General features: G+C 72.3%; 16 protein-coding genes. 8 read left to right on the top strand and 8 right to left on the bottom strand.

What is annotated here, in order from left to right:
* Positions 1-145 precede the first annotated feature (145 nt).
* Together IAG43_RS32805 and IAG43_RS32800 are read left to right on the top strand one after the other, a co-directional pair.
* A complete protein-coding gene (locus IAG43_RS32805; protein WP_187744835.1) occupies positions 146-598 on the top strand; it encodes a hypothetical protein in 453 nt (150 codons plus the stop codon).
* Positions 599-1,004: 406 nt separating this feature from the next.
* The gene (locus tag IAG43_RS32800) at positions 1,005-2,003 is read left to right on the top strand and encodes an alpha/beta fold hydrolase (protein WP_187744834.1); all 999 of its coding nucleotides are present in this window, start codon (positions 1,005-1,007) and stop codon (positions 2,001-2,003) included.
* Between the two features lie 58 nt (positions 2,004-2,061).
* Here IAG43_RS32800 and IAG43_RS32795 read toward each other — a convergent pair whose 3' ends face one another.
* The 6 genes from IAG43_RS32795 to IAG43_RS32770 form a co-directional block, all read right to left on the bottom strand.
* Positions 2,062-2,568 (bottom strand): hypothetical protein, encoded by a 507-nt coding sequence (locus tag IAG43_RS32795; protein ID WP_187744994.1) that lies wholly within the window; start codon positions 2,566-2,568, stop codon positions 2,062-2,064.
* 145 nt (positions 2,569-2,713) lie between these two features.
* Positions 2,714-3,127 carry an SRPBCC family protein gene (locus IAG43_RS32790; RefSeq protein WP_187744833.1) on the bottom strand — a complete coding sequence of 138 codons (414 nt, stop codon included), beginning with the start codon at positions 3,125-3,127 and terminating at the stop codon, positions 2,714-2,716.
* Positions 3,128-3,473: 346 nt separating this feature from the next.
* Positions 3,474-4,697 carry a PP2C family protein-serine/threonine phosphatase gene (locus IAG43_RS32785; RefSeq protein ID WP_187744832.1) on the bottom strand — a complete coding sequence of 408 codons (1,224 nt, stop codon included), beginning with the start codon at positions 4,695-4,697 and terminating at the stop codon, positions 3,474-3,476.
* Between the two features lie 383 nt (positions 4,698-5,080).
* Positions 5,081-5,986, bottom strand: coding sequence for a S41 family peptidase (locus IAG43_RS32780; protein ID WP_187744831.1), 906 nt, complete (start codon positions 5,984-5,986; stop codon positions 5,081-5,083).
* A gap of 236 nt (positions 5,987-6,222) precedes the next feature.
* Positions 6,223-6,804: a hypothetical protein gene (locus tag IAG43_RS32775; protein WP_187744830.1), complete on the bottom strand. Its 582-nt coding sequence runs from the start codon at positions 6,802-6,804 to the stop codon at positions 6,223-6,225.
* Between the two features lie 210 nt (positions 6,805-7,014).
* Positions 7,015-7,980, bottom strand: coding sequence for a helix-turn-helix transcriptional regulator (locus IAG43_RS32770; RefSeq protein ID WP_187744829.1), 966 nt, complete (start codon positions 7,978-7,980; stop codon positions 7,015-7,017).
* 77 nt (positions 7,981-8,057) lie between these two features.
* Here IAG43_RS32770 and IAG43_RS32765 point away from each other — a divergent pair, with 77 nt between their 5' ends.
* Positions 8,058-9,461 carry an FAD-binding oxidoreductase gene (locus IAG43_RS32765; protein ID WP_246574825.1) on the top strand — a complete coding sequence of 468 codons (1,404 nt, stop codon included), beginning with the start codon at positions 8,058-8,060 and terminating at the stop codon, positions 9,459-9,461.
* Positions 9,462-9,618: 157 nt separating this feature from the next.
* Here IAG43_RS32765 and IAG43_RS32760 read toward each other — a convergent pair whose 3' ends face one another.
* Both IAG43_RS32760 and IAG43_RS32755 read right to left on the bottom strand, forming a co-directional pair.
* Positions 9,619-10,914, bottom strand: a complete 1,296-nt coding sequence (locus IAG43_RS32760) for an MFS transporter (protein ID WP_246574824.1) — start codon at positions 10,912-10,914, stop codon at positions 9,619-9,621.
* A gap of 248 nt (positions 10,915-11,162) precedes the next feature.
* Positions 11,163-12,182 carry a LacI family DNA-binding transcriptional regulator gene (locus tag IAG43_RS32755; RefSeq protein ID WP_187744827.1) on the bottom strand — a complete coding sequence of 340 codons (1,020 nt, stop codon included), beginning with the start codon at positions 12,180-12,182 and terminating at the stop codon, positions 11,163-11,165.
* Positions 12,183-12,488: 306 nt separating this feature from the next.
* Between IAG43_RS32755 and IAG43_RS32750 the strand changes: the two genes are divergently transcribed.
* From IAG43_RS32750 to IAG43_RS32730, 5 genes are all read left to right on the top strand, one after another.
* The gene (locus tag IAG43_RS32750) at positions 12,489-14,693 is read left to right on the top strand and encodes a discoidin domain-containing protein (protein ID WP_187744826.1); all 2,205 of its coding nucleotides are present in this window, start codon (positions 12,489-12,491) and stop codon (positions 14,691-14,693) included.
* A gap of 247 nt (positions 14,694-14,940) precedes the next feature.
* Positions 14,941-17,118 carry a discoidin domain-containing protein gene (locus IAG43_RS32745; RefSeq protein WP_187744825.1) on the top strand — a complete coding sequence of 726 codons (2,178 nt, stop codon included), beginning with the start codon at positions 14,941-14,943 and terminating at the stop codon, positions 17,116-17,118.
* Between the two features lie 174 nt (positions 17,119-17,292).
* Positions 17,293-18,384: a DUF1996 domain-containing protein gene (locus tag IAG43_RS32740; protein WP_187744824.1), complete on the top strand. Its 1,092-nt coding sequence runs from the start codon at positions 17,293-17,295 to the stop codon at positions 18,382-18,384.
* A 172-nt stretch (positions 18,385-18,556) separates the two neighbouring features.
* Positions 18,557-20,998, top strand: coding sequence for a glycoside hydrolase family 3 C-terminal domain-containing protein (locus tag IAG43_RS32735; RefSeq protein WP_187744823.1), 2,442 nt, complete (start codon positions 18,557-18,559; stop codon positions 20,996-20,998).
* A gap of 269 nt (positions 20,999-21,267) precedes the next feature.
* Positions 21,268-21,543: a hypothetical protein gene (locus tag IAG43_RS32730; protein ID WP_187744822.1), complete on the top strand. Its 276-nt coding sequence runs from the start codon at positions 21,268-21,270 to the stop codon at positions 21,541-21,543.
* The last annotated feature ends 152 nt before the right edge of the window (positions 21,544-21,695 follow it).

Raw genomic sequence — 21,695 nt, 5'->3', positions numbered from 1 at the left:
CCGTCCGCTGCCCCGCCCGGGGCCGGACGGGGCCTGCGCTGCTCCGCACGGCCGTCCCGGGGACGGTTCACCGCCGCGTCCGCCCCGATTCTTCGTATGCGGTCCGATGCGAGCCGGCCACCGCGGCGGGAGAAGGAGCATTTCCATGGCACCGATCACCCAGATCCGGGCGCATGTCGAGACCGCGGACGTCGGCGGGGCCGGCAGCGACAGCTGGATCTATCTCGGCGTGGGCGGCAGGGAGTTCCTGCTGGACCTCCAGGGCCGCGGCGACACCGGTCGCGCGGCGGACGACACGTACTGGTTCGGCGAGGGAACCAACGTCGAGAACGCGGAGTACAACGACCCGCGGGGCCCTCAACTGGACACCGACGACCTGATCCACTTCCCCGTCTACCTGCGGATGGAGACGTCCGGCAGCGAGCCGCCCTGGTGCATCGAGATGGTCTCGGTGACCGTCAACCCCGACAGCCGCGACGCCCGCAGCTACACCCACCCCGCCCTGCGGCCGCACGGTGAGAGGGGCAGGATCTGGCTGGACGACAAGTCCGGCAAGGCCCTGTACCTGAGGCCGGTCGGCAGCCTTCAGAGCGTCTGATCCGGCACCGCGCCACATCCGGCACCGCGCCACATCCGGCACCGCGCCACATCCGGCACCGCGCCGCACCCGGCGCCCGCCCGCGCCTCCATGACGCCCGGGCACCCAGCCGGAGCAGCCGGCGCCCTTCCCCCGCCCTCGGCAGGGAAGGGCGCCGGATGCGGCGCCCCTGCCGCCTGCGAGTCCGGGCGGGGCGGGTTGCCGCTCGTCGCACCCCGGAGTGACGGCCCGGGGACCCGCCGACGGATCCGGCCCTCCGCACAGGGCAGCACAGCCGTGCGCAGCCTTCCGGCTTCCGCCCTGCGGGCTTGCCGGACCGGCAACGCTGATCGCGTCGGGCGGTCACCGGGACGCATGATCGGTGCACGCCCCGCGTCCTGCCCGCGATCCGAGGAGGAGCAGCCCCATGCGCCCCGACCCGTCAGCCGCACTCCGCCACCGCACCGTCGCGGCCCCCGCCGGCCGCCTGCACCTCGTCGAGCAGGGCACCGGCCCCCTGGTCCTGCTCATCCACGGCTTCCCGGAGTCCTGGTACTCCTGGCGGCACCAGCTGCCCGCCCTCGCCGCGGCCGGATACCGGGCGGTGGCCGTGGACGTGCGCGGCTACGGGCGCTCCTCCGAGCCCGCCGGGGCCGACGCCTACCGGCTGCTCGACCTCGCCGAGGACAACGTCGCCGTCGTCCGCGCCCTCGGCGAGGAGACCGCCGTGCTCGTCGGACACGACTGGGGCTCGAACATCGCCTCCGCCTCCGCCCTCCTCCACCCCGGCGTCTTCACCGCCGTCGCCCTCCTCAGCGTCCCCTACGCGCCCCCCGGCGGCCCCCGCCCGACCGACGTCTTCAGCCGGATCGGCGGACCCGGGGAGGAGTTCTACGTCTCCTACTTCCAGGAGCCCGGCCGCGCGGAGGCGGAGATCGAGCCCGATGTCCGGGGCTGGCTCGCGGGCTTCTACGCTGCCCTGTCCGCCGACACCATGCCGGCCGCCGACGAGCCCGACCCCCACTTCGTCGCCCGCGACGGCGGCCGGCTGCGCGACCGCTTCCCCGCGGACAGCCGCCCGGCGTGGCTGACCGACGACGTGCTCGACTTCTACGCCGCGCAGTTCGAGCACACCGGCCTCACCGGCGCCCTCAACCGGTACCGGGCCGTGGACCGTGACTGGGAAGACCTCGCCCCTCACCGCGGAGCCCCGATCACCCAGCCGTCCCTGTTCATCGGCGGCACCCGGGACGCCTCCACCACCTGGATGTCCGACGCCATCGACGCCTTCCCCACCACACTCCCCGCCCTGTCCGCCTCCCACCTCCTCGACGGGTGCGGCCACTGGGTCCAGCAGGAACGCCCCGAGGAGACCAACCGCCTGCTCGCCGACTGGCTGGCCACCCTCACCCCCTCCAGTTCCTGACCCGGCCTCGGGCCCATGCGGCCGACCCCGGCAGGCGGTGTTCCGCCTCGCGCAGTCCTCATCCCCGCGCGGAGCTGTGTGGCTGCGGGTTCTGCAGGCCCAGGCCCACGTCCAGGCCCAGGCTCGCGGCGAAGGCGGAGAAGTCGGGGGCGACGACCCGCCACTGGCACAGGCGAGGGTCCGTCCAGAAGTCGCTGCCGACGACGCGGGGATCGGCCGGGTCGGTCCGGTAGTCGAGTGCCAGGGCGACATCGTCACCCGGGTTGCGGTTCACGGCGATCAGGACGGCCTGTTCCACGTCCAGCCAGGGAAGTTCGAGGGGGCCGGCGGCCTTGCTGCCGCGCGCCTCGCGGAAGAAGGCGCAGAGCGGATCGTCGGCGAACATGTCCATCGACCGGGACTGCCACTCCATCTGCTCCGGGTCCGGCAGGAAGCCGAGCGGGTCCTCGAACCACGGGATGACCTCGGCCATGGCGGCATCACCAGGGTGCCGCCACAAACCGTGTTCCATGAGCGAGGTCAGCAGGGTGGGGAGAGCCAGACCACGGACCGTCGAAGGCGTCATGCCGTGCAGCGTCGCACAGCGGACAGCACCCAGGAGACACGCTCCAGGAACAAAGCGGTAGTTGCCGCGCCCGGCACGCGTGTCAGGGTCAGTGCCGTGTGCATCGCATCTCTCTTCCGCGCCGAAGACTCGGGTCCGGCGGGCCTCAGGCGGATTCGGCGTCCTCGACAGCCGTCTTGATGCCGTGCAGGGCTTCCTGGAGGCCTCGGGTGACGGCGCCGCCGTCCGCGTCCTCGGTGTGCAGGTGCACGCTCAGCAGGGAGTTGCCGTCGTCGCCGGCGATGACCTGGAAGCGTCCGTGGTAGTCGTTGTCGCCGGGCGAGCCCCATTCGAGGCTGCGGCCGTCGGTGCCGACGCGGATCCAGGCCTCGCTGGTGACGTCCTGCTCCGGGCCGTCCGGTGGGTCGATGTGCGCTGTGACGGTGACCGTGTCGGCGCCATGCGGCTCGGCCGCCGTCAGCCGCGGCAGGTAGGCGGGCAGGTTGCGGACGTCGGAGAGGTAGGAGAAGAGCCGCTCCGGCGCCACGTGCACCGCGATCGTGTTGTCGTAGTCACCCATGCGCTACCGAGTGCCCCGCGCAGCACCGGGACAAAACGGTGCCGATGGGATTCCCGCCCGCTCGGGTCTGCCGACCACCCGTCCGGCGTGTTCGCCGCCGCTGACTCCTCCGCTGCCGTACGCGCCCAGCCTCGGGCAGGGGTGCCCGGTGAGCGCCGCTCGCCCGACCCGGGCAGGATGCGCTGCCGTGCTTCCGCGGGCTCCGGCGCCTGCCGGCCGGAGCAGGCACGTGGCCGGTTCTGCGGTTCCGTCCGGTCGTGGGCGGAGGGGGCAGCCGGCGGGCACGGGATCGCGGCTGTCGTTGACGTGGCAGACGTGGCAGAGGCGACGGCCCCGGACGACACGTTCAGTGGCGGGGGTGCCACTCGACGAGCACGATGGTGGCGTCGTCGTGGAGCCGCTGGTCCTGGTGCACGACGATCTCCTCGATCAGCCGGCGGAGGGCCTCGGGGGCGGCGAAGCCGTCCACCATGGAGCGCACCACGATGTCGGCCAGGCGTTCTTCACCGAACAGTTCTCCGGACGCCGAGCGTGCCTCGGTGACGCCGTCGGTGATCAGCAGTACGCGGTCGCCCGGCTCCAGATCCACCGTCTGGACGGGCGGAGGGGACACCTCCCAGCCGGTCAGTCCGAGCGGCAGGTGCGGGACGCCGTCCAGTGCCCCGGTCACGATGTGCCGGTCACGGATCAGCAGCGGCGGCGGGTGACCGCAGTTGACCCACTGCAGGCGGCCGGTGACGGTGTCCAGGTTCGCGATGACGCAGGTCAGCAGACGATCGGGAATCCACCGCTCCAGTGTGCTGTCGATCTCCCGCGCGATGTCGTCGAGTCCGCCGCCGGCGCGCCGCGTGGAGCGGCAGGCGGCCAGTGCCACGGCGCTGCAGCCTCCTGAGGCGAGGTCGTGGCCCATGGCGTCGAGCAGTGTCAGATGCAGCGTCGTGCCGGTAAGACTGTGATCGTAGGCGTCGCCGCCCGCCTCGTACGCCGGCTCCAGAACCGCGCTGGAGGTCACCGCATCCGTGCCGATGGTCCGCGGTGGGAGGAAGGCCCACAGGAGTTCGGCCTGCAGACTCATCGGCCGGGAGCGCATGGTCTGAGCGAGGTCGTCACTGTAGAGCTGCTTGGTCGTCAGCACCATGGCCACCAGGTCTGCGAGGGCCCGGCACCGCTCGAGCAGGGACGCATCGAGTTCCGGAGCCCGGACCCGCAGCACCCCCAGGCGGCCGATACCGTCCACGACGGGGACCCAACCGGTGGACTGGGCGCCGGCGTCGCCAGGCTGTGCCACGCGGACCGTCTGTGTGCGGTAGGCGTGCCCCGCGAGCGAGTTGTCGACCGGCAACTGCTCGGCGTCCCCGCCTTCTTCCCCGCCACCGTGCTGCTGCGGCGGCGAGGAAGGCAGTGCGACCAGGTGACGTTGCTGGAGGTCGACCACCCAGACCTCTGCCGAGGCGAGCCCGAGACGCACCCCGGCCTCCTGCACAAGCGCGGGGATGCCGTGCGGGCGGAGACGGTGGGACGCGGCCAGCATGTCGGCCAGCACGCCCTCCGTACCGTCCGCCTCCGGCATCGGCCCGCCCTCGCCATGTGTACAGCCGGACGCCCCGGCGATCTCCCCATCATGTGCTCGGCGGGCCGAGTCCACCGGATGCCGCGCCGTGCGCCGTCGCGCCGGCCGACGCCGGCGCCCCGGGCCCGCCGTCGCGCCGGTGACGAATGCGTACGCCGCGGGGTGTCGGCCGCATGGCGGCGGGGGTGCCGGGCACCGGGGACCTCCGGGAGGGTCCGCCTCCCAGCAGCTGGTGGGGCCGGGCTCGGCAGCACTGTTCGGAGCCGCAAGCAGTGCCGCCCCGTCCGGCGAACCGGCCCCCGGGAGTTGCTGGTTCGTCACCCGCCCGTCGGCCCCCTGCTCGCCGGCGAGCAGGGCGTCATCCACGGCGGCATCGTGCAGGGTCAGTCGGCCAGCCGGGCGAGGGCCAGCGCGTGCGCGCGGTCGAGGGAGTCGGCAGCAGCGCAGGGGACGTCCGGCTGCACACCGGAGCCCTCCCAGTTCGCGTGGGAGACGGGGTTGACAGCACGGCCGACGGGGATGGTGGCTTCGAGGTGCGGGTGCACCGTCCAGCCCTGGCAGGGGTGTGCGCCGCCGCGGGTGGGCTCGCCGACGACCACGGCGCGGCCGAGCTGCTGGAGGTCGTACGCCAGCTCCTCAGCGGCTGAGAAGGTGTTGTCGCTGGAGAGCACGTACAACGGCTTGCTGCCGCCGAAGCGCGCGCCGGGCACGTGCGGCAGGCTCCAGGACTGCTCTGTGCGCTCGCCGCTGCGCCAGTGCATGGTGTTGAGGTGGGTGCGCTCGTCGAGCGGGTAGCTGCAGACGAAGGCGACCGTGTCCGGGTCGCCTCCCCGGTTGGTGCGAAGGTCCACGATCAGCGCCTGGCCGCGGGAGGCCAGGGTGAGCGCGGCGCTCAGCGGTTCCGCCGCCCACTCCAGCGGGAACAGCATCGGTGCGAGCTCCAGCAGGGCGACCCCTCCGTCGAGCAGCTGCACCCGGGGCGCACCGCCCAGCGAGGTGTCGAAGTCCCGGCGCATGGCGTCCAGGGTGGCCGCCCCCTTCTCCGGGGAGACCGGGTCGGCGTGGTGCTTCAGTCTCAGGTGTCGGTCGCCGTTGAGGGACTGCAGGTCCGCGGTGACCAGCCGGGCCAGCTCCTCGGCATCGCCGACGCCGTAGGCGCCTTCGACGAGGCGCCGTTGCAACAGACCGGCGAGCTGCTCGGCTGTCTCCGGGAAGACGTAGTGCTCGATCAGCAGCCGGACGATCTCGTCGATGACAGGGGCCGGCGGAAGCTTCGTCGTAGTCGTCATGGCAGGGAGTAGAACACCGCTCGCAGAGGCGTCGAAGAGAGTTTGGGCACTCGTGACACATGCGTGGTCAGCATCCCCGACTGCCGCCTGCCGAGGGCGTCCTGGAGAACGATGCACCCGAGGACCGGCCGGTGTTGTGGACTCTCCGTTGCGCTGCCAGCGGGATCGCCGTTGTGTCGTCGGCGTCGTCGTCGGCTTGAACCCGTCATCCGGTCACGATGAAGAGATCGGCGGGGTCAGGTTGCCGATATCCGCCATGTGCCGTGGTCGGACACGGTGACGTATCCGTGGTGCGGCAGGCGCAGGGTGCCTTTCCGGGTGGCAGCGGAGGTGAACCGGATGAGTTGCTTCCCGCCGTTGGCCGGCGTGTAGATGATGGTGCCGGGGGAGTCGATGAAGTCGTAGTGCACGACCGGGGCGTACTCGAAGTACGGCTTGGGGCTGAAATAGCCGAAGGTCCGAGTTCCCTTTCCGCGGGTCTTCTCGGTGGGGAGCTGTGGCAGGGCGTCGTTGTCCACGATGCGCACCTTCCAGCGGCCGAAGCCACTGGCGCCCTCGTTGCCCACCGTGACCCGCCAGATGGCGAGGGCGTCGCAGTCGGCCGGCAGGACGATGTGCGACCGTCCCGTCCGGCCGATGGTGACGAGTGTGTCGTGGGCCCGCTGATGCTGGGCGCCCTTGCGCACGGTCGACAGTCTGAAGCTCGTGGTGAAGCCCGCGCGGAACTCGAGAAGGACCGGCGTTCCGTCCCCTGCGCCCGGTATCTCGACAGTGCGGCTGCGCCAGCCGGACCAGCTGGCCGGCGTGGTGCTGTCCATCGTCCCTCTCCCGTCGGTCGCGAAGCGCTCGGGGTCATGATGGCACGCGCGCCCCGGGCTCCGGCTCTGCTCCAGTCCGGCGGCGGCCGGCTGTCGTTCAGGGGTCCGGCCCCTGCCCGGTCCCCACCCTTCTCCGGTGTTTCGGCCGGCACGGGGACCGCCGGACGATCCGGGCCGGCGGTGGCGTGCAGGGCAACTCGGCAGGCGGACTCAGGCAGTGCCGTAGACGGCGGCCAGCTCGGTGATGGCGCGGGCTGTCTCCGCGCGGGCTTCGGGAGGGCCGACGATCCGGACGTCGGTGCCGAACTGCATCAGGTGGCGGACGGCCTCCAGGACGGGGTAGACGAGCTCGACTCGGGACAACTCGTCGCTGGACGCCTCGGGTACAGGTGGCGCGGTGAAGTAGCCGCCGGCGATGCGGGTCACCATGTCCAGCCGCTCGCGGCGTACTCGGACGGTGACTCTGACGCCGGTGCTGCGGTCCTCCACCTCGCGGCGCAGGTGGTGCCAGACCTGGGCCAGCTCGATGCCGGGGCGACGGCGCGCTTCGGCCTCGAGGACGCCGACCTGCGACAGGCGGTCGGTTCGCAGGAGCCGCGGTGTGCGCTTGTGGTCGGCGACCAGGTACCAGATGCCGGCCTTGGCCACCAGCCCGTACGGGTCGACGGTGTAGGTGCGGAGCTCTGTCCGGCCGCCGTGCCGGTAGCGGACCCGCAGCCGGCGGTCGCTCAGGACCGCGGCGTACAGGTCCTCCAGGTTCGTCTCGGGGCGGGGCGGGGCATGCCAGCGGTCGGGTTCGACGAGGATGCGGCGGCTGGTCAGTTCTGCCGCCGGGCGGTGCGGGGCGGGCAGGGCTGCCATGACTTTGCGCAGTGCGGAGCCGAGGGCGTGGTCGAGGCCGAGCGCCGAGTGCGCGCTCTGCGACGCCAGCACGAACAGGGCACGCGCTTCATCGGTGGTCAGGCCCGTGACGTCGGTGCGGAAGCCGGCCAGGAGCCCGATGCCGCCGTCCTTGCCACGCGTGGCGTACACCGGGACGCCGGCGGCCGACAGTGCTTCGACATCGCGGTGGATGGTGCGCTGCGATACCTCCAGGCGCTCGGCGAGTTCCCTGGCCGGGACCAGGTCACGGTGCTGGAGCAGCAGCACGATCGAGAGGAGGCGGTCGAATTTCACCCGTTCAGAATATGACGGAAGCTGTCATGTTTGCCGGTCAGGATCGCTCCCGTTGGCACCGACGAAGGAGCAGGACTGTGGAGCGCGATGACTTCGATTCCTTGGCCGCCCGTACCGAGGGACCTGTGATGCTGCCCGGCCAGGAGGGTTTCGACGAGGAGCGGACCGGCTTCAACCTGGCCGTACGGCACCGTCCGGCGGTGATCGTCGGGGCGGCGCGGGCCGAGGACGTGGTGGCGGCCGTCGTCTTCGCCGCGGCGCACGGCCTGCCGGTAGCCGTGCAGGGCACCGGGCACGGGTTCTCGGTGGCCGCCGAGGGCGGGGTGCTGGTCACCACCCGGCGGATGGACGAGGTCCGTGTGGATGCGGCGGCCCGCAGTGCGTACGCCGCCGCCGGCGCCCGCTTCGAGCAGGTGATCCCGGAAGCTGCGCGGCACGGCCTGGCACCGCTCAACGGCTCCGCCCCGCACGTCGGCGTCGTCTCCTACACCCTGGGCGGAGGGCTCGCGCTGCTCGGTCGCAGCCACGGCTGGGCGGCCGACCGGGTGCTGGCCATGGACGTGGTGACCGCCGACGGACGGCTGCGTCACGTCACTGCGGACTCCGAGCCCGACCTGTACTGGGCGCTGCTCGGCGGGCGGGACAACTTCGGCATCGTCACCGGTATGGAGTTCGGCCTGGTCCCGGTGGCCCGGCTGTACGGCGGCGGGCTCTTCTTCGACGCCGAGCGGACCCCTGGGATCCTGCAGGCGTACCGGAGGTGGACGGCCACGGTGCCCGAGGAGATGAACTCGTCGGTGGCGCTGATTCCCTTCCCGGACGACCCGCAGGTGCCCGAGCCGGTGCGCGGACGCCACGTCTGGCACGTACGGATCGCCTGCACCGGCTCCGCCGAGGCCGGCGAGCGGCTGGTCGAACCGCTCCGGCAGGCCGGTTCCCGACTGCTGGAGAACCTGCGCGACATGCCCTACGAACAGAGCGCCGGCATCCACGACGAACCCCGGGTCCCGATGCCGTGGGCCGCCGACAACGCCTTCCTCACGGACCTCGACGACGCCGCGATCCGTACGATCCTGCGGCACACCGGCCCCGGCGCGGCCCGCCCGGCCATCGTCGAACTGCGCCACCTGGGCGGTGCGCTGACCCGCCGGCCGGTGCACCCGAACGCAGTCGGCCACCGCGACGCAGGCTTCGTCCTGGCGGTCCTCACTCCGTTGACGGGTGACTCCGCCGTCGACGAACACGCCTTCCTGGACAGTATGTTCAAGGACCTTCAGCCCTGGACCAGCGGCCGGTTCCTCAACTTCATGGGCCACGGCGACACCGCCGACGAGGAGCGGACCCGCACCGCCTACACCGCAGACGACCACAGGCGGCTGACCGCGCTCAAGGCCGACTACGACCCCCGGAACGCCTTCCGTCTCAACTACAACATCCGGCCGTGCACGCCCGGCGATGCCAACGGCTCGGACACCTCGTGACATCGTCGTCCGCAGACCCCGCCCCGACAAAACGCCGCCTGCGGCCCTTCCTTCGCCACACCGCATCCCGGACACGCTCGGGCCCGGGGACGATGTCGAGGAGGGGGCCCCGGGAGGAGCGCGAGCCAGGGCCGCACGCCAGGGCCGCGATCCTGAGTCAGTCCGCGGTCTTCGAGAAGTCCAGGTCGGCATGACGGACGGCGCGCGAGGCGGTGGAGACAGTGGCGCCGAGCATGCTGATGCAGCCGAAGAGGAGAAAGGTGGGACCGGCGCCCCACCCTTCCACCAGGAGGCCGAAGAGCGGGAACATCACCGGGGTGATGCCGACCGCGCTGAGTGCCTGGACGGAGGCGACCCGGCCCTGGAAGGCGAGGGCGGTGTTGGCCTGCATCAGAGCCATGGACAGACCGCCGCAGAGGCCGGAGACCAGACCGGAGACGAGGGCCACGGCGACCGCGAGGGCGAGATTCGGCATCACGCCGATCAGGCCGATGCCGGCGGAGGCGACGAGCAGGGTGATGTTGTGCCAGTGGCCGGCCCGGGGGAAGCGGCCGCGCACGACGAGCAGGAGCGAGGTCGTGCAGACGCCGACGCTGAGTGCGGCGTTCACCCAGGCACCGCCGGAGGGGCCCCACCCGCGTTCCTCGGCGAGCAGGATGACGCCGACCGCCATCGGCGGGATGCAGCCGATCATCGAGAGCAGCCCGGAGAGGACGAGCGGGCCGACGACGGGCTCGTGGCGCAGGTAGACGATGCCGTCGATCAGGTCGCGGCGGGCGGTGGAGTCCGCGGCGGGCTGCTCCTCGGACGGCAGCGGGGCGAGTCGCACCGCGACCAGGAGGAACAGCGAGAGGGTGAAGAGGACGCCGGTCACGGCGAACGCGGCGGCAGGCCCGCCGAGCCCCATCGAGAACCCGGCGAGCGGCGGGCCGGCGATGTGGCCGGACCGCTGCACCAGATTGCGCAGGCTCTGCACCCGCATCAGCTGATCGCGGCCGGTGAGCCGCGGCGGCATGGCTCCGACCGCCGGCATGAACAGGGCGTCCACGACGCCGAAGACGAGCGCGAGCGCGACGAGCAACCAGAGGCCGGGGGTGCTGAACGCGAGAGCCGCGGCCGCCGCGAGGATCACCGCAGCGCGGACCGCGTCGGAGGAGACGACCACCCTGCGCGGGCCGAACCGGTCGGCGATCACGCCGCCGCCCAGCATGAGGATCGCCCGGGGTATCGCGCCGACCGCCATGACCAGGCCGACCTGGGCCGGTCCGGCCACCTTCTGCGCCGCCCAGCCGAGCGCCACGAAGTAGGCGGCGTCACCGACCACGGAGAAGGTGTAGGCGATCAGCCAGCGCAGGACGTTGCCGTCCCGGTGCACCGCTGTGGAGGGGGCGACGGCCGCGGCGGGGGCGAGCGGGGCCGCGGCCTGGACGGGTTCATCTTGACGCGAGTTCACGAGCGCGCATGATCTCCCACAACGTCGTCTGCGTACAACGGAATTACGTGCCGGGTGCCAGGATCCTCCGCCGACCGCCGACCGCCGACCGCCGACCGCCGACCGCCGACCGCCGACCGGCATACCGGACAGGAAGCACCACGTCGCGTCACGCCGGAAGCGAGGCAGCCGGAGCGGTCGCGGAGGACCTGCTCCCCGCCGCAGCTCATCACCGCGGCCTTCCGGCCGGCCGCGGGCGCCCCGCCCGCTCAGGCCGACTCGCGCACGACCAGCTCGGCGTCGAAGATCACCGACGCGGGCCGGGTGCGCGTGCCCTGGATGTGCTCCGACAGGAGCCGGGCCATCGCCCCGGCCATCTTCTCCACCGGCTGGCGCACCGTGGTCAGCGGCGGGCGGCACGTCGTCGCCACGCTCGAGTCGTCGAAGCCGACGACGGCCACGTCGTCGGGGATCCGCCTGCCCCGCTCGCGCAGTACCTGGCAGGCGCCCTGGGCCATCAGATCGTTCGCTGCGAAGACGCCGTCCACGTCCGGACAGCAGTCCAGCAACTCCGCCATGGCCGCGGCACCGCTGTCGAGGGTGAAGTTCCCCTCGGCGCTGGGCACATCGTCCACCCCGGCCGCGGCCAGCGCCGCGCGGAAGCCGTCGAGGCGGTCGCGGGCCGCGGGGATCGACTGCGGCGCGGAGATCGTCGCGATCCGCCGGCACCCCCTGGCCAGGAGGTGCTCGGCGGCCAGCCGGGCCCCTTCGGCATGCGCGAGGTCGACGTGACTGACGTCGTCGGCAGGTCCGGGGCGGGCGAAGAGCACCACGGGTATCCGAGCGGCGACCAGCATCTGCGGCAGGGGATCGCAGGCCTGGATCGACACCACCAGCGCACCGTCCGCGCTGTCCTGGCTCAGGTAGTCGACGACCTGCTCCCGTGCGGCGTCGGACTCGGCGACGAGGAGCACCGGATGCATCGCGTGGGAGCGCAGGTACCCGAAGACACCGCTCACCACCCGGCCGAAGAACGGGTCGGCGAAGACGCGCGAGGCGAACGTGTCACCAGCGCCGGAGATGATCAGCGCGACCGTCTCCGTCCGCTGGGTGACGAGCGACCTGGCGGCACGGTTGGGCCGGTAACCCGTCTGCTCGATCGCATGGCGTACGAGCTCCTGGATGTCGGGGTCCACATTGCGGATGCCGTTGACGACCCGGGACACCGTCGCCCGCGACACTCCCGCCCGCCGCGCCACGTCCTCCAGCGTCGGGCCCGTTCTGCTCATGTCAGGAACCCTAACGTGCCGTCCCGCTCCCGAGGTTTCCCGATCCGGGGCGAGCGCGCGGGCTCCGGCCCTCGCGCGCCGCGGGACCTCGCCCGCCACCGCCCCGCAAGGCAGCCCCCGGCCCAATGGCGCGACCCCACGCGGCCGTTGCCCGCAGCGGGTGGTTCGGCCCGCGCTCGGGTACCTCCTTAATGGAAGGCGTAAGAAAACTCGGTCCGGGTTATTGACCGCCCTGCGCGAAGGGTTCAAGGTCTGGAGAGCGCTCTCCCGTCGCTCTCCCACCCCGGGTCACCCAAGGAGCCCTTCATGCCCGTTGGCATCCCCCTTGCACCACCACCCCGCAGGCGCCGTTCGTTTCCGGGCCGCCGAGGCATCGCCGGGGCGGTCGCCGCCGCCCTGGCCGGGAGCCTGCTCGCGCTGGTGCCCGCCACGACGGCACACGCCGCCCCCACCCTGCTCTCCCAGGGCAGGACGGCCACCGCCTCCTCCACCGAGGGCCCCGCCTTCGCCGCGAGCGCCGCGTTCGACGGCAACCTCACGGGCACCCGCTGGGCCAGCTCGTGGCAGGACGCCCAGTGGCTCCAGGTCGACCTCGGCAAGAGCGCCACGCTCAGCCACGCCGTCCTGACCTGGGAGGGGGCCTACGGCAAGAGCTACCAGATCCAGTCCTCGGAGAACGGCACCGACTGGCGCACCGTCACCTCCGTCGGCGCCGGCGACGGGGGCACCGACGAGGTCGCCCTGTCCGGGACCGGCCGCTACATCCGTATGAACGGCCTCACCCGGGCCACCGGGTACGGCTTCTCGCTCTGGGAGTTCCAGGTGTACGGCTCCACCGAGGGCGGTGGCGGTCCGACCCTTCCCGGCGGCGGCGACCTGGGCCCCAACGTGCACGTCTTCGATCCGTCCACACCCGGCATCCAGGCCAAGCTGGACCAGGTGTTCCAGCAGCAGGAGTCGGCCCAGTTCGGCTCCGGCCGGCACGCCTTCCTCTTCAAGCCGGGCACGTACAACAACCTCAACGCGCAGATCGGCTTCTACACCCAGATAGCCGGCCTCGGGCTGCGGCCCGGTGACACCACCATCAACGGCGACGTGACCGTCGACGCCGGCTGGTTCAACGGCAACGCGACCCAGAACTTCTGGCGCGGCGCCGAGGGCCTGACCCTCAACCCGGTCAACGGCACCAACCGGTGGGCGGTCTCGCAGGCGGCCTCCTTCCGCCGGATGCACGTCAAGGGCGGCCTCAACCTCGCCCCGAACGGCTACGGCTGGGCCAGCGGCGGCTACATCGCCGACTCCGTGATCGACGGCCAGGTCGGCAACTACTCGCAGCAGCAGTGGTACACCCGCGACAGCTCCATCGGCGGCTGGTCCAACAGCGTCTGGAACCAGACGTTCTCGGGCGTCCAGGGCGCACCCGCCAACGCGTTCCCCGAGCCCCGCTACACCACGCTCGACACCACGCCGATCTCCCGCGAGAAGCCCTACCTCTACCTCGACGGCAACGAGTACAAGGTGTTCGCGCCCGCCAAGCGGACCAACGCCCGCGGCACCACATGGGCCGGCGGCACACCGCAGGGCGAATCGATCCCGCTCAGCCAGTTCTACGTCGTCAAGCCGGGTGCCACCGCCGCCACCATCAACCAGGCGCTGGCCCAGGGCCTGCACCTGCTGTTCACCCCGGGCGTCTACCACGTCGACCGGGCCATCGAGGTGAACCGCGCCAACACCATCGTGCTCGGCCTCGGCCTCGCCACGATCATCCCGGACAACGGCGTCACCGCGATGAAGGTCGCCGACGTCGACGGCGTCCGGCTCGCCGGCTTCCTGATCGACGCCGGGCCGGTCAACTCGCCCACCCTGCTGGAGATCGGTCCGCAGGGGGCCGGCGCGGACCACGCCGCCAACCCCACCACCGTGCAGGACGTGTACATCCGCATCGGCGGGGCGCATGTCGGCAAGGCCACCACCAGCATGGTCGTCAACAGCGACGACACGATCATCGACCACACCTGGGTCTGGCGTGCCGACCACGGCGAGGGCTGGGGCTGGGAGACCAACCGCGCCGACTACGGCGTCCGCGTCAACGGCGACGACGTGCTCGCCACCGGCCTGTTCGTCGAGCACTTCAACAAGTACGACGTCGAGTGGTACGGCGAACGCGGACGCACGATCTTCTACCAGAACGAGAAGGCGTACGACGCCCCCAACCAGGCCGCGATCCAGAACGGCTCCACGAAGGGGTACGCCGCCTACCGGGTCGACGACTCCGTGAACACCCACGAGGCATGGGGCCTCGGCAGCTACTGCAACTACAACGTGGACCCGACCATCGTCCAGGACCACGGCTTCAAGGCGCCCGTGAAGCCGGGCGTGAAGTTCCACAGCCTCCTGGTGGTCTCCCTCGGCGGGATGGGCCACTACAACCACGTCATCAACAGCACCGGGGCCTCGACCATCCCCGCCGGAACCTCGACCGTGCCCTCCACCCTCGTCTCGTTCCCCTGACGATCCGTCACCGTCGCGCCGCACTCCGGTGACACGACGGAGCCGGCCGCCACGCCCCGGGCCGGGTCGACAGACCCCGCTCCCCGGCCCGGGGCACCTCCCGACCGGCCAGGACGCCCGCCGCACGGACGCGGCGGACACCGGCCGGGGCATGCCCGATCCGCCGGCCCGAGAGCCCCGGACCGACGGATCGGGCGCACTCTCCGGCACCGGCCGGACGTCACCGCCCTTCACTTCAGGAGCCGCAATGTCCCGACCCCCCTCCACGACCGCGCCGGCCCGCCGCACCCGCGGCGCGGCGGCCGCTCTCACCCTCGGAGCACTCCTCGCCTCCTCTCTCACCCTCGCCACCGCGCCGTCCGCGAGCGCCGCGGAGTCCCTGCTCTCCCAGGGCAGGACGGCCACCGCCTCCTCCTCCGAAGGCGCCGCCTTCTCCGCCGCGGCAGCCGTCGACGGCAACCTCACCGGCACCCGGTGGGCCAGCCAGTGGAGCGACGCCCAGTGGTTCCAGGTCGACCTCGGCGCGAGCCGCGACCTGAGCCGCGTCGTCCTGACCTGGGAGGGCGCCTACGGAAAGAACTACGAGATCCAGCTCTCGGACAACGGCACCGACTGGCGCACGGTGAAGACCGTCACCGGCGGCGACGGCGGCACCGACGAGCTCGCCGTCTCGGGCTCCGGCCGGTACGTGCGCATGAACGGCCTCGCCCGCTCCGGCGGCTACGGCTACTCCCTGTGGGAGTTCCAGGTGTACGGCGAGAACGGCGGCACGAACCCGCCGCAGGGCGGCGCCGTACGCGTGACGGGCTCCCAGGGGAACTGGCAGCTGACCGTCGGCGGGCAGCCCTACACCGTGAAGGGCCTCACCTGGGGTCCGTCGATCGCCGACGCCCCGAAGTACATGCCGGACCTGAAGTCCATGGGCGTCAACACCATCCGCACCTGGGGCACCGACGGGGGCACCAAGCCGCTGCTCGACACCGCCGCCGCCCAGGGCATCAAGGTGGTCAACGGCTTCTGGCTCCAGCCGGGCGGCGGCCCCGGCTCCGGCGGGTGCGTGAACTACGTGACGGACACGGCGTACAAGAACACCATGCTCACCGAGTTCGCCAAGTGGGTCGACGCCTACAAGTCCCACCCGGCGACGCTGATGTGGAACGTCGGCAACGAGTCGGTCCTCGGCCTGCAGAACTGCTACAGCGGCACCGAGCTGGAGGCCCAGCGCAACGCCTACACGTCGTTCGTCAACGACGTCGCCAAGAGGATCCATGCGATCGACCCCGACCACCCCGTCACCTCCACCGACGCGTGGACCGGCGCCTGGCCCTACTACAAGCGCAACGCACCCGACCTCGACCTCTACTCCATGAACGCCTACGGCGACATCTGCGGAGTGCGCCAGGACTGGATCGACGGCGGCTACGACAAGCCGTACATCATCACCGAGACGGGCAACGCCGGTGAGTGGGAGGTGCCGGACGACGTCAACGGCGTCCCCGACGAGCCGACCGACGTCCAGAAGGCCGAGGGCTACACCAAGGCCTGGGAGTGCATCACCGGGCACCGGGGCGTGGCCCTGGGCGCCACGATGTTCCACTACGGGATCGAGCACGACTTCGGCGGCGTCTGGTTCAACCTGCTGCCCGACGGCCTCAAGCGGCTGTCGTACTACGCGGTGAAGAGGGCCTACGCCGGTTCGACCGCGGGCGACAACACCCCGCCCGTGATCAGCGGGATGACGGTCTCCCCGGCGTCGCAGGCCCCGGCGGGCGGCGAGTTCACCGTCCGCGCCGACATCCGCGACCCCCAGAACGACCCCCTGACGTACAAGATCTTCCTCAGCGGCAACTACGCCAACGGTGACAAGCGGCTGGTCGAGGCGACATGGCGTGCCACCGGCAACGGCACCTTCGCCGTCACCGCGCCGGAGAAGCTCGGCGTCTGGAAGGTCTACATCCAGGCCGAGGACGGCCGCGGCAACGCCGGCATCGAGACCAAGTCCGTCAAGGTCGTCGCCCCGCCCGTCAGCGGCACCAACATCGCCCTGAACAAGCCCACCACCGCCTCCTCGGCCCAGGCCTCCTACGGCGACTGCCCGTGCCCGGCCGCCAACGCCACCGACGGCAACACCGGCACCCGCTGGGCCAGCGACTGGAGCGACCCGCAGTGGATCCGCGTCGACCTCGGCGCCCCCGCCCCGATCCGCAGGCTGCAACTGGTCTGGGACCCCGCCTACGCCAAGGCCTACGAGGTGCAGGTCTCCGACGACGGCAACACCTGGCGGACCGTCCACACCACGACGGCCGGCAACGGTGACGTCGACACGATCGACGTGTCGGCGACAGCCCGCCACGTGCGGCTGAACCTGACCGCACGCGGGACCGGCTGGGGCTACTCCCTCCACGAGTTCGGCGTCTACAGCTGACCGTCCCACCCGGGGCGGCACGTCCGCGGCCGGTCGGCCGGCCGCGGACGCACAGCCGCCGCGGCCCCGACCCCGGTCGCACGAGCGGCCGGACCGCGGGTGGCGCGAGCGAGCCGCTCCCCGCCACCCGCGGGCAGCACCACCCCCACCTCCACCATCCGGCAGGAGATCTTCATGAGACTGACGTCCAAACGGCTCACCGGGCTCCTCCTCGGCTCCGCCCTCGTCGCCGGCATGCTGGGCGCCGGCACGATCGCCTCGGCCGACGGCCCGGACGGCGGCACGCCCACCGCAGCCGCCGCGGCCGCCCCCCACACCGGGCACCAGATGGCCGTCTCCACCCAGGCCTCCGGCGACGACCCCGACGGGGACGGCTACATCCCGGCCGTACCCCAGGTCACCGGCGTCGTCCCGTCCACCGCCACCCCGCCCCCGGCCTACCACCACGAGTTCCAGGCCGGATGCTCCGTCACCCACACCGCGCCGGACGACCCGATCGTCTACCCGGGCCAGTTCGGCAAGTCCCACGACCACACGTTCATGGGCAACAGGTCCACCGACGCCGCGAGCACCACCGGCTCGCTCTACGGAGGGGCCACCACCTGCAAGGCGCCCGCGGACGCCTCCGCCTACTGGATGCCCTCGCTGTACAAGGGAGACCAGAAGATCCTGCCCGTGGGGCCGCAGGTCATCTACTACAAGGCGGGCGTGACCGACTACCGCAGTGTGCGGCCCTTCCCCAAAGGCCTGCGGTTCGTCGTCGGCGACCCGATGCAGACCGCCCAGGAGTTCCGCGCGCACAAGGGCTTCGTCGAGGGCTGGGAGTGCGGTGACAGCTTCTTCAACACCGACATCCCGGCGAGCTGTCCGAGCCGGCCCGACGTCCAGCTCAACCTGCGCATGCAGGCGCCGAGCTGCTGGAACGGCCTGTACCTCGACACGCCCGACCACAAGAGCCACATGGCGTATCCGGTGGTCAAGCCCGGCACCAACGACAACATGTGCCCGGCTTCCCACCCGGTCGCCCTGCCCATGATCGAGTTCAAGATGGCGTGGCCGGTCAACGGCGACATGAGCCAGGTCCGCCTGGCCAGCGGCCGCGGCTACTCCTTCCACTACGACTTCTTCAACGCGTGGGAGGAGCGCACCCAGAAGGCCCTGGTCGACCACTGCATCGTCGGCGGCCTCCAGTGCGACACCCGGGGCTTCGACCTGTACCGGCCCGAACGCGGGACGGTGCTGAACGAGGACCACCGGCTGCCGTAGTCCCGCCGGCGGCGCCCACCGGCCCGGTCACCCCCGGACACGAGGTGACCGGGCCCTGTGCTGTGCGCCGATGACGGCCGATCGACGGGGGCTTGACGTGGACCTTCACGGGGGCGAGAGTTTGGAGAGCGCTCTCCCGCTCAATCGGGCGGCTGACACGACTGGGGTGGGGATGACCGACGACGTGATCGATCTGATGCTCGACAAGCTCGATCTGACCCAGAAGGTACGGCTGCTGAGCGGTGCCACCACCTGGCGGACCGCCGGCGAACCGGCCGTCGAGCTGCGCCAGATGGTCATGTCCGACGGTCCGGCCGGCGTGCGGGGAGAGGCGTGGGACGAGCGGCGCACCTCCGTGCTGCTGCCCTCGGCGTCCGCGATCGGCGCGCTGTGGGACGAGGAGCTGACCGCACGGCTGGGCGGCCTGCTCGCATCGGAAGCGGCCCGCAAGGGTGTCGACATCGTCCTCGCCCCCACGCTCAACCTGCACCGCACTCCGCTGGGCGGACGGCACTTCGAGTGCTTCTCGGAGGACCCCGAGCTGACGGGCCGCACCGGGGCGGCGCTGATCCGCGGCATCCAGGAAGCCGGTACGGCGGCCACGGCCAAGCACTACGTCGCCAACGACTCCGAGTCCGAGCGCATGCACGTGGACGTCCGCGTCTCCGAACGGGTCCTCAGAGAGGTGTACCTGGCGCCGTTCGAGGCGGCCGTCGACGCGGGCGTGTGGCTGGTCATGGCCGGATACAACAGCGTGAACGGCACGACCATGACCGCCAGCGCCCTCCTCGCCGAACCCCTCAAGAGCGACTGGGGCTTCGACGGCGTCGTCGTGTCGGACTGGGGCGCGCTGCGTTCCGCCACCGCCCCCGCGCTCGCCGCGCTCGACCTGGCGATGCCCGGACCGCAGGGCCCGTGGGAAGCGGAGCTGGTCCGGGCGGTGCAGGACGGCCTCGTCCCCGCCGAAGCCGTCGACGACAAGGTGCGGCGCCTGCTGAGACTCGCCGCCCGCCTCCACGCCCTCGGCCCGCGCCGGCCCCGGCGCACACCGGCGTCCCCGTCCCGCGACACCCGCGAGCTGCTGCGCCGGACCGTCGCCGCCGGATCCGTGCTCCTGAGCAACCGCGGGGTGCTGCCGCTCGACCGGGCCGCCCTGTCGACCGTCGCGGTCATCGGCGTCCACGCCGCGACACCGCGGGTGCAGGGTGGCGGCAGCGCGGGCGTCTTCGACTCCGGCACGGTCACCCCGCTCACCGGCATCCGCGCCCGCCTGCGGGGACACGCCCGCGTCGTCCACGTACCCGGCCCCTCCCTGGGCGTGCCCCCGGCCCCGCTCGATCCGGACCGCTGCAGCAACCCCCGGTCCGGTCAGCCCGGGGTGCTGCTGCGGCTCCTGGACGCTGCCGGACAGGAACTGCTCGCCGAGCACCGCCTCTCCGGCAGGCAACTGGAGCCGCCGGTCGTCCCCGGTGCCCGCACCGTGGAGATCAGCGCCCTGATCAGGGCCGACACGACGGGGGAGTGGACCTTCGGTGTCGCCGGCTTCGGCCGCATGTCGCTCTCGATCGACGACCTGACGGTTCTGGACGGCGAGTTCCCCTGCACCACCGACGATCCCGCCGTCGTCCACGTGACTCCGCCCCTGCACACGGCACGGGCGACGATCCGCACCCACCGGCCCATCCGCCTGGTGGCCCGGCGCGAACTGGTGCCCGACACCGGACGGGCGGTGATCGTCGCCGCGGCACCTCCGCAGCGCGAAGCGGCGGCCGCGCTCGCCGAGGCGGTCGAAGCGGCACGCAGCGCCGACGCGGTGATCGTCGTGGTCGGCACCACCGAACACACCGAGACCGAAGGACGCGACCGCGCCGACCTGCGCCTCGGCGGCCACCAGGACGCGCTCGTCCACGCCGTCGCGGCCGCCAACCCGCGCACGGTCGCCGTGGTCAACAGCGGCGGCCCGGTGGAGCTTCCCTGGCGCGACGAGGCCGGCGCGGTCCTGCTCACCTGGTTCCCCGGACAGGAGGCCGGGTCGGGCCTGGCCGACGTGCTCTTCGGGCTCGCCGAGCCCGGCGGCCGGCTTCCGACCACCTGGGCGGCCCGTCTCGCCGACGCACCCGTGACCCGCTCGCAGCCGGCCGGGGGCCGCCTCGACTACGAGGAGGGACTGCACATCGGCTACCGCGCGTGGGCGCGCGCCGAGCGCGAACCCGCCTACTGGTTCGGACACGGCGAGGGCTACACGACCTGGGAGTACGGAGCGGTGCGCGTCCCGCCGCAGGTGACGCGGGGCAGTGCGTTCACCGTGGGCGTCCAGCTGCGCAACACCGGCGCGCGGGCCGGCCGCGAGGTGGTCCAGGTGTACCTGGCACGCCCCGACTCCGCCGTGGAGCGGCCGGCCCTCTGGTTCGCCGGCTACGCCGCGGTCCACGCGGAGGCCGGCGAGGCGACGACGGCCGTGGTGGACGTCCCCGCCCGCGCCCTGCGGCACTGGTCCGAGGAGGCCGGGACCTGGCGCACCGAGCCCGGGACCTACCGCGTCATGGTGGGCAGGTCGGCGGGCCGGATCCTCTGGCACGGGGAACTGGAGGTCCGGGAGCCGTCCGCCCGGTGACGGAGGCCGCCACCACAGCGGCCCAGCGGTCCAGCGGGCTCGGGCTCGGGCGAAGTCCTGCGGAGGGGCGCGTTCCCCGCGCCCCTGAGACCACGCCGTGACATGCCACGGGCGCATCGGCCGATTGGCGTGGACACGCCGGGGAGAGCCATGATGGGGCCGTGATCGACGAATCGGGCAGCGGGCCGGCGAACGGGCCGGAGGCGTGTCCCCGGTGCGGAGCGGAAGACATTGTCGCGGCCGCCGAGGCGACCGCAGGCAGCGGATGCATGCACTTCGCCGAGGGGACCGTCATCGCGGCCATGGCCGGGGCCGCAGGCACGTACTACGCCGACGACCGGGGCTGGCCCTGGCTCACGGCGGTCGGGGCCGTCGTCGCGGTGCTCGTCTTCGCCGGCACGATCGCCGTCGTCCGGAGCGGGAACCGGGACGCACGCAAGGCGCGGGCCGCCGTGGACCGCGCCACCGCGGCCGGCACCGCCGCCACCCACTACTGCGCCGCCTGCGGCGAGGCGTCCTCCCTCGCGACGCCGAACACCGGTTGACCGTTCTCGGCCCGGGAAGGACGCCGGCGGACGCCCGTCGAGCGCCTGCCGGCCGCCGAGCCGGCAGGGCCGAGGTGACGCCGTGCGCTATGCCCGCCGTGAGGAGCACGGTCACCATGGGCACATCCCCCGGACGCGACGGCCGTTCACCT

The sequence above is a fragment of the Streptomyces genisteinicus genome (assembly GCF_014489615.1).
In the GTDB taxonomy this organism is placed as follows: Bacteria; Actinomycetota; Actinomycetes; order Streptomycetales; family Streptomycetaceae; genus Streptomyces; species Streptomyces genisteinicus.
Note: the sequence above shows the minus strand (reverse complement) of the source record. Positions and strands in the feature narration are given on the sequence as shown.